Source organism: Streptomyces sp. NPDC002276 (assembly GCF_053891435.1).
Genome location: NZ_JBSFCQ010000007.1, coordinates 381,928 through 395,539, shown reverse-complemented (window position 1 = coordinate 395,539; position 13,612 = coordinate 381,928). Strand labels below are relative to the sequence as shown.

General features: G+C 69.7%; 12 protein-coding genes and 1 pseudogene. 10 read left to right on the top strand and 3 right to left on the bottom strand.

The window, feature by feature from the left end:
- Positions 1–5 precede the first annotated feature (5 nt).
- Complete coding sequence (glgX, locus tag ACWIHT_RS20910) at positions 6–2,297, bottom strand: glycogen debranching protein GlgX (RefSeq protein WP_456169626.1); 2,292 nt, start codon at positions 2,295–2,297, stop codon at positions 6–8.
- A gap of 152 nt (positions 2,298–2,449) precedes the next feature.
- Here glgX and ACWIHT_RS20905 point away from each other — a divergent pair, with 152 nt between their 5' ends.
- From ACWIHT_RS20905 to ACWIHT_RS20875, 7 genes are all read left to right on the top strand, one after another.
- On the top strand, positions 2,450–3,682 hold the full coding sequence (locus tag ACWIHT_RS20905) for an Ig-like domain-containing protein (protein WP_456169624.1): 1,233 nt from the start codon (positions 2,450–2,452) through the stop codon (positions 3,680–3,682).
- 167 nt (positions 3,683–3,849) lie between these two features.
- On the top strand, positions 3,850–5,103 hold the full coding sequence (locus ACWIHT_RS20900) for a L,D-transpeptidase (RefSeq protein WP_456169623.1): 1,254 nt from the start codon (positions 3,850–3,852) through the stop codon (positions 5,101–5,103).
- Between the two features lie 106 nt (positions 5,104–5,209).
- On the top strand, positions 5,210–5,977 hold the full coding sequence (locus ACWIHT_RS20895; RefSeq protein WP_456169622.1) for an enoyl-CoA hydratase/isomerase family protein: 768 nt from the start codon (positions 5,210–5,212) through the stop codon (positions 5,975–5,977).
- A gap of 308 nt (positions 5,978–6,285) precedes the next feature.
- Positions 6,286–6,789 carry an ATP-binding protein gene (locus ACWIHT_RS20890; protein WP_019074483.1) on the top strand — a complete coding sequence of 168 codons (504 nt, stop codon included), beginning with the start codon at positions 6,286–6,288 and terminating at the stop codon, positions 6,787–6,789.
- A gap of 89 nt (positions 6,790–6,878) precedes the next feature.
- Entirely contained in the window at positions 6,879–7,670 is a 792-nt protein-coding gene (locus tag ACWIHT_RS20885; protein WP_456169621.1) for a polysaccharide deacetylase family protein, read from the top strand.
- On the top strand, positions 7,670–8,857 hold the full coding sequence (locus ACWIHT_RS20880; protein WP_456169620.1) for a YVTN family beta-propeller repeat protein: 1,188 nt from the start codon (positions 7,670–7,672) through the stop codon (positions 8,855–8,857). The genes ACWIHT_RS20885 and ACWIHT_RS20880 overlap by 1 nt, the downstream gene beginning before the upstream one ends.
- An 88-nt stretch (positions 8,858–8,945) precedes the next feature.
- On the top strand, positions 8,946–9,554 hold the full coding sequence (locus ACWIHT_RS20875) for an ADP-ribosyltransferase (protein ID WP_456169619.1): 609 nt from the start codon (positions 8,946–8,948) through the stop codon (positions 9,552–9,554).
- A gap of 3 nt (positions 9,555–9,557) precedes the next feature.
- Here the strand turns inward: ACWIHT_RS20875 and ACWIHT_RS20870 are convergent, their stop codons facing one another.
- Positions 9,558–10,193, bottom strand: a complete 636-nt coding sequence (locus ACWIHT_RS20870) for a GNAT family N-acetyltransferase (protein WP_456169618.1) — start codon at positions 10,191–10,193, stop codon at positions 9,558–9,560.
- Positions 10,194–10,251: 58 nt separating this feature from the next.
- Here ACWIHT_RS20870 and ACWIHT_RS20865 point away from each other — a divergent pair.
- The 3 genes and pseudogenes from ACWIHT_RS20865 (at position 10,252) to ACWIHT_RS20855 (ending at position 12,840) form a co-directional block, all read left to right on the top strand.
- Positions 10,252–11,198 (top strand): annotated as a pseudogene (locus ACWIHT_RS20865) (MerR family transcriptional regulator).
- A 48-nt stretch (positions 11,199–11,246) separates the two neighbouring features.
- Positions 11,247–11,459, top strand: a complete 213-nt coding sequence (locus ACWIHT_RS20860; RefSeq protein ID WP_019074489.1) for an EF-hand domain-containing protein — start codon at positions 11,247–11,249, stop codon at positions 11,457–11,459.
- A 304-nt stretch (positions 11,460–11,763) separates the two neighbouring features.
- Positions 11,764–12,840 carry an acyltransferase family protein gene (locus ACWIHT_RS20855; protein ID WP_456169617.1) on the top strand — a complete coding sequence of 359 codons (1,077 nt, stop codon included), beginning with the start codon at positions 11,764–11,766 and terminating at the stop codon, positions 12,838–12,840.
- Here the strand turns inward: ACWIHT_RS20855 and ACWIHT_RS20850 are convergent.
- Positions 12,824–13,384, bottom strand: coding sequence for a hypothetical protein (locus tag ACWIHT_RS20850; protein WP_456169616.1), 561 nt, complete (start codon positions 13,382–13,384; stop codon positions 12,824–12,826). The two genes, ACWIHT_RS20855 and ACWIHT_RS20850, sit on opposite strands and share 17 nt — an antisense overlap.
- Positions 13,385–13,612: the final 228 nt, after the last annotated feature.

Sequence of the window (13,612 nt, the reverse complement as noted above, 5' to 3'; positions counted from 1 at the left end):
GGTGCTCAGCCCAGCACCTTCAGCAGCAGCACCGCCCGCGCCGGAACGGTGATCGCCGACCCCGCCCGGTGCACCACCCCCGGCGCCTCCCCCTGCTCCTCCCGCGAGGTGTCGACGACCACCTCGTACCGCTCCGCCCACGGCGGCCCCGGCAGCGCGAAGCTCACCGGCCGGTCGCCCGCGTGCAGGACGGCGAGGAAACTGTCGTCGAGGATCGCCTCACCGCGTTCGTCGCGGCCGGGGATGTCCCGCCCCGAGAGATACATGCCGAGGGTGGCGGCGGGCGCGTACCAGTCCCGTTCGGTCATCTCAGTGCCGCGCGCGGTGAACCAGGCCAAGTCCCTTATGCCGTCCGCCGATCGGGCCCGCCCGGAGAAGAACGCCCGGCGGCGCAGCACCGGATGCCGGTGGCGCAGGTCGATCAGCCGGGCGGTGAGGTCGGTCAGCGCTTGCCAGCCCGGGTCCTCCCGCAGCTCCCAGTCCACCCAACTGATCTCGTTGTCTTGGCAGTAGGCGTTGTTGTTGCCCCGCTGCGTCCGCCCCAGCTCGTCACCCGCGACCAGCATCGGCACACCCGTGGAGAGGAGCAGCGTGGTGAGGAGGTTCCTCAACTGCCGCCGCCGCAGCGCCTGTACGCGCTCGTCGTCGGTCTCGCCCTCGACCCCGCAGTTCCAGGACCGGTTGTCGTCGGTGCCGTCCCGATTCCCCTCGCCGTTGGCCTCGTTGTGCTTTCGTTCGTACGACACGAGGTCGCGGAGGGTGTAACCGTCGTGCGCGGTGATGAAGTTGACCGAGGCGTAGGGGCGCCGCCCGCCCCACGCGTACAGGTCGCTCGACCCCGACAGGCGGTACCCGAGGTCCCGTACGTCCGGCAGCGCGCCGCGCCAGAAGTCCCGGACGGCGTTGCGGTAGCGGTCGTTCCACTCCGTCCACAGGGGCGGGAACGCGCCCACCTGGTAGCCGCCGGAGCCGACGTCCCAGGGCTCGGCGATCAGCTTCACCCGCCGTAGCACCGGGTCTTGAGCGATGACCGCGAGGAACGGGGACAGCATGTCGACGTCGTGCATCGAGCGGGCCAGCGCCGCCGCGAGGTCGAAGCGGAAACCGTCGACGCCCATCTCGGTGACCCAGTAACGCAGGGAGTCGGTGATGAGCCGGAGCACGTGCGGCTGTACGACGTGCAGGGTGTTGCCGCAGCCCGTGTAGTCGGCGTAGCGGCGGGCGTCGCTCTGGAGGCGGTAGTAGCCGCGGTTGTCGATGCCCTTCAACGACAGCATCGGTCCCAACTCGCCCGCTTCCGCAGTGTGGTTGTAGACCACGTCGAGGATGACCTCGATCCCGGCCTCGTGCAGCGCGCGCACCATCCGCTTGAACTCGCCGACCTGTTGACCCGCCGTGCCGGTCGCCGCGTAGCCCGCGTGCGGGGCGAAGTAGCCGATCGAGTTGTAACCCCAGTAGTTCTTCAGGCCCTTGCGCAGCAGATGGTCCTCGTGCGCGAACTGGTGGACGGGGAGCAGTTCCACGGCCGTCACGCCCAGTTTCACCAGGTGCTCGATCGCCGCCGGGTGCGCCAACCCGGCGTAGGTGCCCCGGAGTTCCTCGGGTATCCCGGGGTGCAGTCGGGTGAAGCCGCCCACGTGGAGTTCGTAGATGACGGAGTCCGCCCACGGGGTCTTCGGGCGGCGGTCGTCCATCCACTCGTCGTCGGTGGTGTCGTCGTGGACCACAACTCCCTTGGGGACGTGGGGTGCTGAGTCGCGGTCGTCGCGCACGGTGTCCGCGACCTGCTGCTGCGGCCAGTCCCGCACATGCGCGTACACCTCGGGCGGCAGCCCGAACTCACCGTCCACCGCCCGCGCGTACGGGTCGAGGAGCAGCTTCGCCGGGTTCCAGCGGGCGCCGGTCCACGGGTCCCAGCGGCCGTGCACCCGGAAGCCGTAGCGCTGCCCGGGCAGGACCCCGGGTAGGAAGCCGTGCCAGATCTCGTGCGTCAGCTCGGTCAGCGGGGCGCGGGTCTCCGCCCCCCGCTCGTCGAAGAGGCACAGCTCGACCGCCTCCGCGCCCCCCGCCCACAGCGCGAAGTTGGTGCCCGCCACCCCGTCCGGGCCGACCCGGAAGCGGGCGCCCAACGGCATCGGCGTCCCCGGCCACACGGGCACGGCCGCCGCCCGGTGCGGGGCGCCGTTCAGCACGGGGGCGGCACGTGGCGCAGGCACGGCCTCCACCGCGTGCTCCATCGGCACGTCGCCGTCGACGCGCCCCTCCTGCACGGCCTCCTGCTCGGCTGCGCTCGACACCGTCCGGCCTCCCGCGGCTCATGGAACGACGAGGTGAAGAGCGCGCGACGTCCCGGTCGCGAGCCCCTGTCCTGTCATCCTCCCCACTGTTCTGCCCAGAGCTTGGGTCGCACTCACGTTTCCCTGAGGCAGGCCCGCTCGTTGAGCACCCCGTGAGGCATGCACAAGGGCGCGCGCGGCGCGCGGGGGTCGCACTGGCCGCCGTACTGACATGGGCAGGACTGCTGGCCGGAGCCACCGGCTGTACTTCCGACGGCGCGGGCGGGGGCGGTATCGACGAGCTCTTCGGCAAGGCTCCGGCGCCCGAGGATGTGATCCGGATCTCGCCCGACGACACCGCCAAGGGCGTCAAACCCGACCAGAGACTGCTGGTCAAGGTGCCCAGCGGGCGCCTGGAGTCCGTACAGGTCGTCAAGGAGCAGGACGCCCAGGACACCCCCGTCCCGGGCCGTATCTCCGACGACGGACTGCGCTGGGAACCCGAGGACCCGAAACTCGCCCTGGCCGCCCGCTACACCGTCGACGCGGTCGCCCTCGACGGCGACGGCCGCCGCTCCGCCCGGCACACCACGTTCACGACCTACGTTCCCGACGAACGGTTCATCGGCTACGTCACCCCCGAGAACCGCGCCACCGTCGGCACCGGGATGATCGTCTCCCTCGGCTTCAACCGGGAGATCGAGAACCGGGCCGCCGTGGAGCGCGCGATCCACATCACCGCGAAGCCGGCCGTCGAGGTCCGCCCGCACTGGTTCGGCAAGGCCCGCCTCGACTTCCGCCCCGAGTCCTACTGGAAGCCCGGCACCCAGGTCACCGTCTCCCTCCGCCTCCGTGACGTCGAGGGCGCACCCGGCGTCTACGGCCTCCAGTACAGGACGTTCTCCTTCACCGTCGGCCGCAGCCAGGTCTCCCTGGTCGACGCGGTCAAACACACCATGGAGGTACGACGCGACGGCGACCTCCTGGCCACCGTGCCGATCACCGCCGGTGCCCCCGGGCGGACGACGTACAACGGGAAAATGGTGGTCATGGAGATGCTGGAGGTGACCCGGATGAACAGCCGCACGGTCGGCTTCGGCGGCGAGTACGACATCCCCGACGTCCCGCACGCCATGAAGCTCACCGACTCCGGCACCTTCCTGCACGGCAACTACTGGGCGCCGGGCGCCCCCGGACACGTCAACGTCAGCCACGGGTGCGTGGGGCTGCGGGACGTGAAGGGCGGCGGCTCGGACACCCCGGCCGGGTGGTTCTTCGACCGGAGCATCGTCGGGGACGTGGTCGAGGTCGTGCACAGCAACGACAAACAGGTCGCTCCCGACAATGGCCTCGGCGGGTGGAACATGGGTTGGAAGGAGTGGAAGGCGGGCAGTGCGGTCAAGTGACCGGAGTTGGGGCGGACGTCCGCTGTCAGGCGGCAGTTGAAGTTGCGACCGAACGGTGACAATCACCTGACACGAAGCTCAAATCCTGGCGGTTAATATGCGCGGACGCGCACGTCAGATGCGCAAAGGGGCGCGGGCCGGACCAGGCCCGGCGAGGGGAGAAAGTCTTGAACGTGCGACCGATATCGGGGGCGTCGGTTGACGCGCGCGGCCGGAGAAACAAGGGCTTGCTGGCGCTGATCCTCGGCGTGCTGCTGCTCGCCGTCACCGCGTGCGGAGGCGGCGGTGGTGGCTCCAAGTCCGGCTCCGGGTCCGGTGATGCCAAGGACAAGGCGGCCTCGGACACGGCCCAGCCCAAGCAGTCGCAGGCGGTCGTCACCATCGCCCCCAAGGACGGCTCGAAGTCCGTCGACACCAGCGGCGCCCTCAAGATCAGTGCCGCGAAGGGCAAGTTGACCGAGGTCACCGTGAAGGACGCCGGTGGCGACAAGGTCGACGGCGCGATCACCGGCGGCGGCGCGACCTGGACTCCCGCGACCCACCTCGCCGCCTCCACCAAGTACACCGTGCACGCGGTCGCCAAGGACTCCGCGGGCCGGGTCGCCGCCGAGGACTCCAGCTTCACCACGCTGACCCCGGCGAACACCTTCGTCGGCTACTTCACCCCCGAGGACGGCTCCACGGTCGGCGTCGGCATGCCGTTCTCCATCCGCTTCACCCGGGGCATCACGCACCCCGCGGACGTGAAGAAGGCCATCAGCATCACGACCTCGCCGGCCGTCGACGTCCAGGGCCACTGGTTCGGCAACGACCGCCTCGACTTCCGCCCCGAGAACTACTGGAAGTCCGGCACCAAGGTCACCATCAAGCTCAACCTCGACGGCGTCGAAGGCCGTTCGGGCGTCTACGGCAAGCAGACCAAGACGGTCAAGTTCACCATCGGCCGCAACCAGGTCTCCATCGTCGACGCCAAGAAGCACACGATGAAGGTCACCCAGGACGGCAAAACCATCAAGACCATCCCGGTCACCACCGGCAAGCCCGGCTACGACACCTGGAACGGCCAGATGGTCATGAGCGAGAAGCTCACCGTGACCCGGATGAACGGTGAAACGGTCGGCTACGGCGGCGAGTACGACATCAAGGACGTCCCGCACGCCACCCGCCTGACCGACTCCGGCACCTTCGTCCACGGCAACTACTGGGGCGGCGACGCCTTCGGCAACTACAACGCCAGCCACGGCTGCATAGGCCTGCGGGACGTCAAGGGCGGTTACAGCAAGACCGTTCCTGCCGCGTGGTTCTTCAACCACTCGATCCTCGGTGACGTCGTGGTCGTCAAGAACTCGAACGACGCGACCGTGGCGCCCGACAACGGGCTCAACGGCTGGAACATGTCATGGGCCAAGTGGACCGCGTGACACTTTCCTGGAACCGCGTGACACTTTTCTAGAGACGTACTGCGGGCCCGGTGCTGTGACCGACAGCACCGGGCCCGTTGTCGTTAGCGCACGTTAACCTTCCGGCATGACCGTGAATCTCGAAGTCGCCGAGGGCGTCGGCACCATCCGCCTCGACCGCCCGCCGATGAACGCGCTGGACACCGCCACCCAGGACCGCCTCAAGGAACTCGCCGAGGAGGCCACGCGCCGCGAGGACGTGCGGGCCGTGGTCGTCTACGGCGGGGAGAAGGTGTTCGCGGCCGGCGCGGACATCAAGGAGATGCAGCGCATGGACCACGCGGCGATGGTCGCGCGGTCGCGTGATTTGCAGGACTCCTTCACGGCGGTGGCCCGCATCCCCAAGCCGGTCGTCGCGGCCATCACGGGCTATGCGCTGGGCGGGGGCTGCGAGTTGGCGTTGTGCGCGGACTTCCGCATCGCGGCCGACAACGCGAAGCTGGGGCAGCCGGAGATCCTGCTCGGCCTCATCCCCGGTGCGGGCGGCACCCAGCGGCTGGCCCGGCTGATCGGACCGTCGAAGGCGAAGGACCTCATCTTCACCGGCCGGATGGTCAAGGCGGACGAGGCGCTCCAACTGGGCCTGGTGGACCGGCTGGTGCCCGCCGCCGAGGTGTACACGGAGGCGCACGCGTGGGCGGCGAAGCTCGCGCAGGGGCCGGCGATCGCGCTCCGCGCGGCGAAGGAAGCGATCGACACCGGTCTGGAGACGGACATCGAGACCGGGCTCGCGGTCGAACGGACGTGGTTCGCGGGGCTGTTCGCGACCGAGGACCGTGAGACCGGGATGCGCAGTTTCGTCGAAGAGGGTCCCGGCAAGGCGAAGTTCCAGTGAACCGGACCGTCGAAGTCTGGTGAACCGGACGGTCAAATACCGCTCAGCCGCTTGCAATTGACGCGATGTCTCATACAGGTCCCTCGGCGGGATGGTTTATGGGAACCTTAAGGTGACCTTAAGCCTGCCTTGTCGAGGGAGCCTGTCGATTGCCTCCAACAGAGCCTTCACCGCAGGTCGGAGGGGTTGCGGCCGACACCGAAATGCCCATGGCATATGTCAACTGGATGTCGCGGAACGGGTGCTTCCGGGGGGCGTATTCCTCCGGAACCGCCCCGGAGGCCGTCCGGGGCGGCCATGATGGACGCATGGCGGGGCTGGAAGGTATCGGACAGCCGCGGGGACAAGGCCGTGCGACCGCGGCGCGCTGGTCGCCTGCGGTCGAGGACGAGCGGGCACTCAAAGCGATCGAGTTGTTCGGCGATCCGACGGAGGCGGAAGTTCCGCTCCCGTCCCGCCCCGAGTCCGCCGCCGCGGCCCGCCGCCTCACCCAGATCGTCGTCCTACGGCACTGGGGACTCAGCCCGAAAATGACCGAGGACGCCGTCCTACTGGTTTCGGAACTGGTCGGAAACGCCGTACGGCACACGGGCGCCCGGGTGTTCGGACTGCGGATGAAGCGCCGCCGCGGCTGGATCCGCGTCGAGGTCCGCGACCCCTCCCGCGGGCTGCCCTGTCTGATGCCGGTCCAGGAGATGGACCTCAGCGGTCGCGGCCTGTTCCTCGTCGACAAACTCTCCGACCGCTGGGGAGTCGATCTGCTGCCACGCGGCAAGACCACGTGGTTCGAGATGCGGGTCGCCGACCGCTGAGCACCATTATGGAACTTCCGTTCGGGGTGCGACCCGTGAGGGTCCCTCGATCGGGTTAATGCCCCGGTTTCTTGCTCGGCGCCCCTTAAATGGACCGGGTGACCACGACCGACCGCCGTACGGCGTTGCGTGCGGGTGCCGGGCTCGTCGCCGGGGGCGCACTCGCCGCCGGATGTGCCACGACCGGCCCCGCCGCAGCCCCCGCCGCGCCCGCCCGCGCCCCCGCCCCCGCCGCCAAGGCGACCCCGCTCACCGCCCCCGCCCCGCGCGCCTTCCCCAGGCAGCCCGCGCAGATCACCCACGGACCCCGCGACCGCCCCCGGATCGCGCTCACCTTCCACGGCCAGGGCGACCCCAAGATCGCCACCGCGCTCCTCACCGAGGCGGAGAAACACGGCGCCCGCGTCACCGTCCTCGCCGTCGGCACCTGGCTCGACACCCACCCCGAGATGGCCCGCCGCATCCTCGACGGCGGCCACGACCTCGGCAACCACACCCAGCGGCACATCGCCGTCAACACCCTGTCCGAGGCCGACGCGCTGGCCGAGATCACCGGCTGCGCCGACCGCCTCAAGCGGCTCACCGGCTCGATCGGCACCTGGTTCAGACCCTCGCGCGCCCCCGCCGCGTCCCCTCTCGTCCAGCGCCTGGCCCACCGCGTGGGCTACCCGCACGTGCTCTCCTACGACGTCGACTCCCTCGACTTCACCGAGCCCGGCGCCCCCGCCGTCACCCGCAAGGTGCTCGCCGAGGTCCGCGACGGCTCCGTCGTGAGCATGCACTTCGGGTACGCCGGCACGGTCGCCGCGCTCCCCGCCGTACTGCAAGAACTCGACCGCCGCGGACTGCGCGCGGTGACGACCACGGAGCTGCTGAGCTGATGCGACACACCCCCCTCACCCGAGCCCTGGTCACCGGCGCCGCCCTCGCCGCACTGGCCGCCCTCGCCGGCTGCGGCTCGCAGGACCACGCCGACGAGGCCCTCGGCACCAAGCCCGCACTCCAGCAGCAGAGGAAGCAACAGCCGCAGGTGGCACAGGGGTTGCCCGGAATGCCGCCGGTGCTCGACCCCGCCGACGTGTACGCGGCCGACCGGCCCAACCAACTTTCCTCGGTGGTAAGGGACTTCCCGTCCCGGGTCTACGTCCCCAACACCGGCTCCAACACGGTCTCGGTGATCGACCCGAAGACGTACAAGGTCATCGAGACCATCCCGGTCGGCGTCCAGCCCCAACACGTCGTCCCCTCCTGGGACTTGAAGACCCTGTGGGTCAACAACGACCGCGGCAACACCCTGACGCCCATCGACCCGCGAACGGGCAAGGCGGGCAAGCCCGTTGGCGTGCACGACCCGTACAACCTGTATTTCACGCCCAACGGCAAGTACGCGATCGTGATGGCCTCCCTCGACCGGCAGTTGGTGTTCCGGGACGCGCACACCATGAAGACGGTGAAGGCGGTCCCGGTCAGCTGCTACGGCGTCAACCACGCCGACTTCTCCACGGACGGCCGCTACTTCATCGTCTCCTGCGAGTTCAGCGGCGAACTGCTCAAGGTCGACACCGAGAAGATGAAGGTCATCGGGCAGCAGAAACTGCCGTTCCACGGCTCGATGCCGCAGGACGTCAAGATCTCGCCCGACGGCAAGCGGTTCTACATCGCCGACATGATGGCCAACGGCATGTGGGTCCTGAACGGCGACACCTTCGCCAAGCCGGACTTCCTGCCCACCGGCAAGGGCTGCCACGGCCTGTACATCAGCCGGGACTCGCGCGAGATGTACATCTCCAACCGGGGCGAAGGCTCCATCTCCATCTTCGACTTCACGAAGAACAAGCTGACCAAGAAGTGGCATCTGCCGCACGGCGGCAGCCCCGACATGGGCGGCGTCTCGGCCGACGGCAAGGTCCTGTGGCTGTCCGGCCGCTACAACTCCGAGGTCTACGCCATCGACACCCGCACCGGCACCCAGCTCGCCCGCATCAAGGTCGGCGGCGGCCCGCACGGCCTCGCGGTCTACCCGCAACCCGGCCGCTACTCGCTCGGCCACACCGGCATCTTCCGCTGAAATAGCCTTGACCGCCGGTCAGTTGGACACGCCCCCGTACGGGTGATGATCCACAGTCCGCCGCCGTGGAACCGGGATCGTGCCCCGCATGATCACCCTGCATCTGCGACGGCGGACCGCCGCCGCCGTCCTGTCCCTCGCGGCCGTCCTCGCCACCACCGCCGCGACCGCCCCCACCGACACCACCCGCACGCCGGTCCGGGCCGCCGCGCCCGCCTGCCCCGTGGTCGCCGACCCGGCGATGGCCGCCGTCGACGACCGCGTGGACATCTCCCGCATCACCCCCGACCCGGTCTGGCGCACCACCTGCGGCACCCTCTACCGCAGCGACAGCCGCGGCCCGGCGATCGTCTTCGACCAGGGCTTCGCCCCCAAGGACGTCGTCAACGGGCAGTACGACATCGAGAAGTACGTTCTCGTCAACCAGCCCTCGCCGTACGTCTCGACGACCTACGACCACGACCTGTACAAGACCTGGTACAAGTCGGGCTACAACTACTACATCGACGCCCCGGGCGGTGTGGACGTCAACAAGACCATCGGCGACACCCACAAGTGGGCCGACCAGGTCGAGGTCGCCTTCCCCGGCGGCATCAAGCGGCAGTACATCATCGGCGTCTGCCCGGTCGACAAGAAGACCAAGGTCGAGATCATGAGCGACTGCGAGAGCAACCCGTACTACCAGCCCTGGCACTGACGCTCAGGGCGCGCTGAGCAGCAGCGCCTCCGCACCCACCGGACGGTAGCCCGCCGCCAGGAACGCCCGCATCGAGCGGGCGTTCCCCGGCGCCACCTGCGCCCACAGCGGCTCGGTCGCCAGGTGGCGCGCGGCGGTCACCAGCGCGCGCCCCAGCCCCCGCTGCCGCACGCCCTCCTCGATCTCGACCGAGACCTCCAGGCGCCCCCCGATCCCGCGGCCCATCACCAGCACTCCGCCCTCCGTCGTCCACGCGCGCACGTCGTCGCGGCGGCCGCGGGCGTACACGATCCTCGGATGGCCGCCGTCCGTGATCTCCGCCAGCGGGAGCGGCGGTTCGCCCGGGAGCGGGGCGCCCACGAGCATCGCGTCGACGTTCTCCGCCGTACGGCCCGTCCGGTCGAGCAGGGCCGTCAGGAACCGCGGGTTCATCGGCGCCGCGAGCGCGTCGCAGGGCACGGCGGCCAGGGTGTCGTACACCCACTGCGGGTCCTCGTCGACGAAGACCACCGCGTGCGCGGTGAAGGCGAGCACCCCCGCGTCCCGCTCGGACGCCTGCGGCACGACGGTCGTACCGCCGTCCGGCGGTGGGAAAACACCCCGCGCCACCGCGTCGAGAATGTCCCGGAGAGTTTCCATCCGCCTTGCTCCTCGCACTCCTTGAGTCTCCACCCACTGGAAGGCCCACACTCACGACATGATCGACGACGGCACCGCACTGCTCACCATCGGGGAGCTGGCCAGGGCCACCGGACTGACCGTGCGCACCATCCGCTACTGGTCGGACGAGGGCGTCCTCACCCCGGTGACCCGCTCCGTCGGCGGCTACCGGCTCTACGACGCCGAGTCCGCCGCCCGTCTCGAACTGATCCGCACCCTGCGGGAGTTGGGCCTCGGCCTGGACGACGTACGCAAGGTGCTGGCGGGCGAGACGACGGTCGCGGAGGTGGCCGCCGCCCATGTGGTGGCGCTGGACGCGCAGATCGGTTCGCTGCGGGTGACCAGGGCGGTGCTGTCGACCGTGGCGCGACGCGGTTCGACCGCGGAGGAGATGACGCTCATGCTGTGTTTTCTGGGGGATACCCCCAGACCCCCGAGCTCGCACGGCTGTCGGCAGCCGAACGCAGGCGGATCATGGAGGAGTTCGTGGAGGAGCTGTTCCACGGCCTCGACACCGTGGACCCCGCCATCGAGGAGCGGATGCGCACCGTCGCGGTGGACCTGCCGGACGACCCGACGCCCGAACAGGTCGACGCCTGGGTGGAGTTGGCGGAAATGGTGCAGGACCCGGAGTTCCGGGCGCAGATGCGGGCGACCGTAGAGTTCAACGCCTCGGACCAGGAGCGCGCCGCCGTCCGCGGCCGGTCCACCTGGTTCCCCATGCGGCTGGTGCAGCTGGGCGCGGAGGCCAGGGAGCGGGGCATCGCCCCCGAGTCGCCGGAGGCGGCGGCGATCGTACGCGAGGTGCTGGGGGACGGCGGCGACCCGGCCGTCGTGCTGGAGCGGATGGAGGCCGCGTCCAACAACAGGCTCGCCCGGTACCGGGAGTTGCTGTCCACGGTGAAGGGCTCGGGGCCCGCCGGAGCGCACCGTGAGGAGTTCGCGTGGGTGGTCGCCGCACTGCGGGCTCGGGCGGCCGGTTAATCTGGCCTCCGTCAACAGGCGGTAAAGCGTTACGAAGGGGCGGATCCGGTGGCGGACATCGAGGAAGCACGCAAGCATTTCCAGCGGATCGACACGGACGGTGACGGCTTCATCACCGCGGCCGAGTTCAAGACCGCCCTGGCACAGGGAGGCGACTGGAACGTGACCGAGGCGGTCGCCGAGGCCATCATCAAGACGCGGGACCTCAACGGGGACAAGGTCCTGTCGTTCGACGAGTTCTGGGCCCACCTGAACAAGTGACCCGGGAACGACCCGAGCGGAAGGGGCGCCCGTCCTTCGGTGGACGGGCGCCCCTTCCGTCCGTTGAACGGCTCGGCCCGATGTGACGTACCACGTGCCGGGGCGGCGATCGGGCCGTCAGGAAGAGTTGCCGGTGGGCAGTGCGTGATGCGCGGTGTGCGGTGATCGGTGACCGGGGGAAGGACTGGACATTTCAGTGGATTCGAGCCGTCCGGCCGGCAGCGTTCTCGACCTGACCGCTCCGCCGGAGCCTGAGCGGGAGGGGGCGGGGAAGGGGAGCGGAGCACCGGGCGAACGTCGGCAAGTGCTGGGGCTGGACGGGCTCCGCGGGCTGGCGGCGCTGTATGTGGTGCTGTTCCACTGCTGGCTGTACACCTTCCCGGGCTACCCGCACAGTTCGGCGCCCCGCTGGCTCGACGGCCTGATGTTCGGGCGGCTCGCCGTCGTCTTCTTCCTGGTGCTCTCCGGGTTCTCCCTGGCGATCTCCCCGGCGCGCCACGGCTGGCGGTCCGGCGGTGTCGGCGAGTTCCTGCGCCGGCGCGCGTGGCGCATCCTGCCCCCGTACTGGGCGGCGCTGATCCTGAGCCTGCTCGTCTCCTGGTACGTGGTACCGGCCTCGCACTTCGGCCCGCCGACCGGCGCGACGGTATGGGTCTACGGCTTCGTCGCCCAGGACGTGGTCACGGCACCGACGCCGAACGGCGCGTTCTGGTCGATCGGAGTGGAGTCGGAGCTGTATCTCCTCTTCCCGCTCCTGCTGTTCGTCCGTCGGCGGTGGGGCGCCGCGATCCTGGCTCTGTGCGTGACGCTTCCGGTGGTCGCCGGCGGGCTGATGGCGGCGGGCGCGTCTCCCGTGGAGGGCGACAACTGGCTGGCTCCCCATCTCGCCCCGGTGTTCGCCGCCGGAGTGGTGGGCGCGGGCATCATCAGCGCGTCGGACCGGGTCCGGCGCCTGCCCTGGGGATGGCTCGCGGTCCTGGCCGCCCTGCCCGTCCTGGCTCTCGGCCTCGTCCAGGGTTCCGTCTGGACGGTGAACCACTACTTCTGGATCGACCTCGCCGTCGCACCGGCGATGACGATGCTGATCGCCGCGGTCGCCACCGGCCAACCCGCCTTCCTGGTATGGCTGTTGACCACACGCCCGGTGCGCAGGCTCGGCGACTTCTCCTACAGCCTCTACCTGATCCATCTTCCGATCGTGCTGACCGTGATTCGCCGTATGGCCCCGCACTTCGTGTCACCCGGGCTGCCCACGTTCGCGTTCACGCTCGCCGTGGGCCTTCCCGTCTCGATATGCGGGGCCTGGCTGTTCTCCAAGATCTTCGAGATCCCGTTCAAGCGGAACCGGTCCTGGAAGTCCTTGGTCAGCCGGTCGGCGTGACGGTCGCGGTGGACTTCGCTCCGGAGGGAGTGACGGCGTACCACTCGCCGTCCTTCCCCTGCCCGTTCAGCTGCCCGGCCGCCGTGTCGCCGACGTACCGGTAGAGCGGCCAGCCGGCCAGGGTCAGTTGCTTCAGACCGCTCCGGTGGACCGTACCGAGAAGGCTCTGCGCGACACCTGAGGTCCCCACGGAATCCTGCACGATGACAGGGATCCACGTCTTGACGCACGCACCCTTGCACGTCCACTTCGACGGGCTCGGCTCGTCCTTGTCGTAGCGGTAGAGGGCGAGCCCCTTGTCGTCGGTGACCACGATGCCCGCGCCGTTCACCGACGTGGCGGTGACGGATGTGGTCGTGCCCGGGGAGCCGCCGGTGTCGCCCGGAGCGGAGGCGGACGCGGAGGGCGCGGGGGCGGACGAGGTCGGCGCCGCCGGGGCCACGGCGGCGGGGGCGGTGCCTGTGTCGTTCGAGGAGCCGCATGCTCCCAGCAGGAACACGGCGGCGATCCCTGCCACCAGGTTCGGGACGGTGCGTCGCGGCATCAAGAAACAGCCCTTCGTCGGGAGTCGCGTCTACTTGCGCTTTCCAGTACGGCGGCGGGCTCCGGTCCTCTCAGTCACGGGTGTCCCATGACGGAGTCTTGACCATCGCCGGGGTCAGGGTCGTCCCCTCCGGTCACCTGTATGGCGGTGGTCCGGAATAGCCGGCGATCGGGCGGGGTTCACGCACCCAGAAGCATGCGTGTGCATCGATTCTGGATCGGCGAAGGG

Coding starts and splice junctions, on each gene's coding strand:
- ACWIHT_RS20875 (WP_456169619.1), top strand. CDS start 8,946: ATGATCACCCTGCATCTGCGACGGCGGACCGCCGCCGCCGTCCTGTCC.
- ACWIHT_RS20870 (WP_456169618.1), bottom strand. CDS start 10,193: ATGGAAACTCTCCGGGACATTCTCGACGCGGTGGCGCGGGGTGTTTTC.
- ACWIHT_RS20850 (WP_456169616.1), bottom strand. CDS start 13,384: ATGCCGCGACGCACCGTCCCGAACCTGGTGGCAGGGATCGCCGCCGTG.
- ACWIHT_RS20895 (WP_456169622.1), top strand. CDS start 5,210: ATGACCGTGAATCTCGAAGTCGCCGAGGGCGTCGGCACCATCCGCCTC.
- ACWIHT_RS20885 (WP_456169621.1), top strand. CDS start 6,879: ATGGACCGGGTGACCACGACCGACCGCCGTACGGCGTTGCGTGCGGGT.
- ACWIHT_RS20880 (WP_456169620.1), top strand. CDS start 7,670: ATGCGACACACCCCCCTCACCCGAGCCCTGGTCACCGGCGCCGCCCTC.
- ACWIHT_RS20890 (WP_019074483.1), top strand. CDS start 6,286: ATGGCGGGGCTGGAAGGTATCGGACAGCCGCGGGGACAAGGCCGTGCG.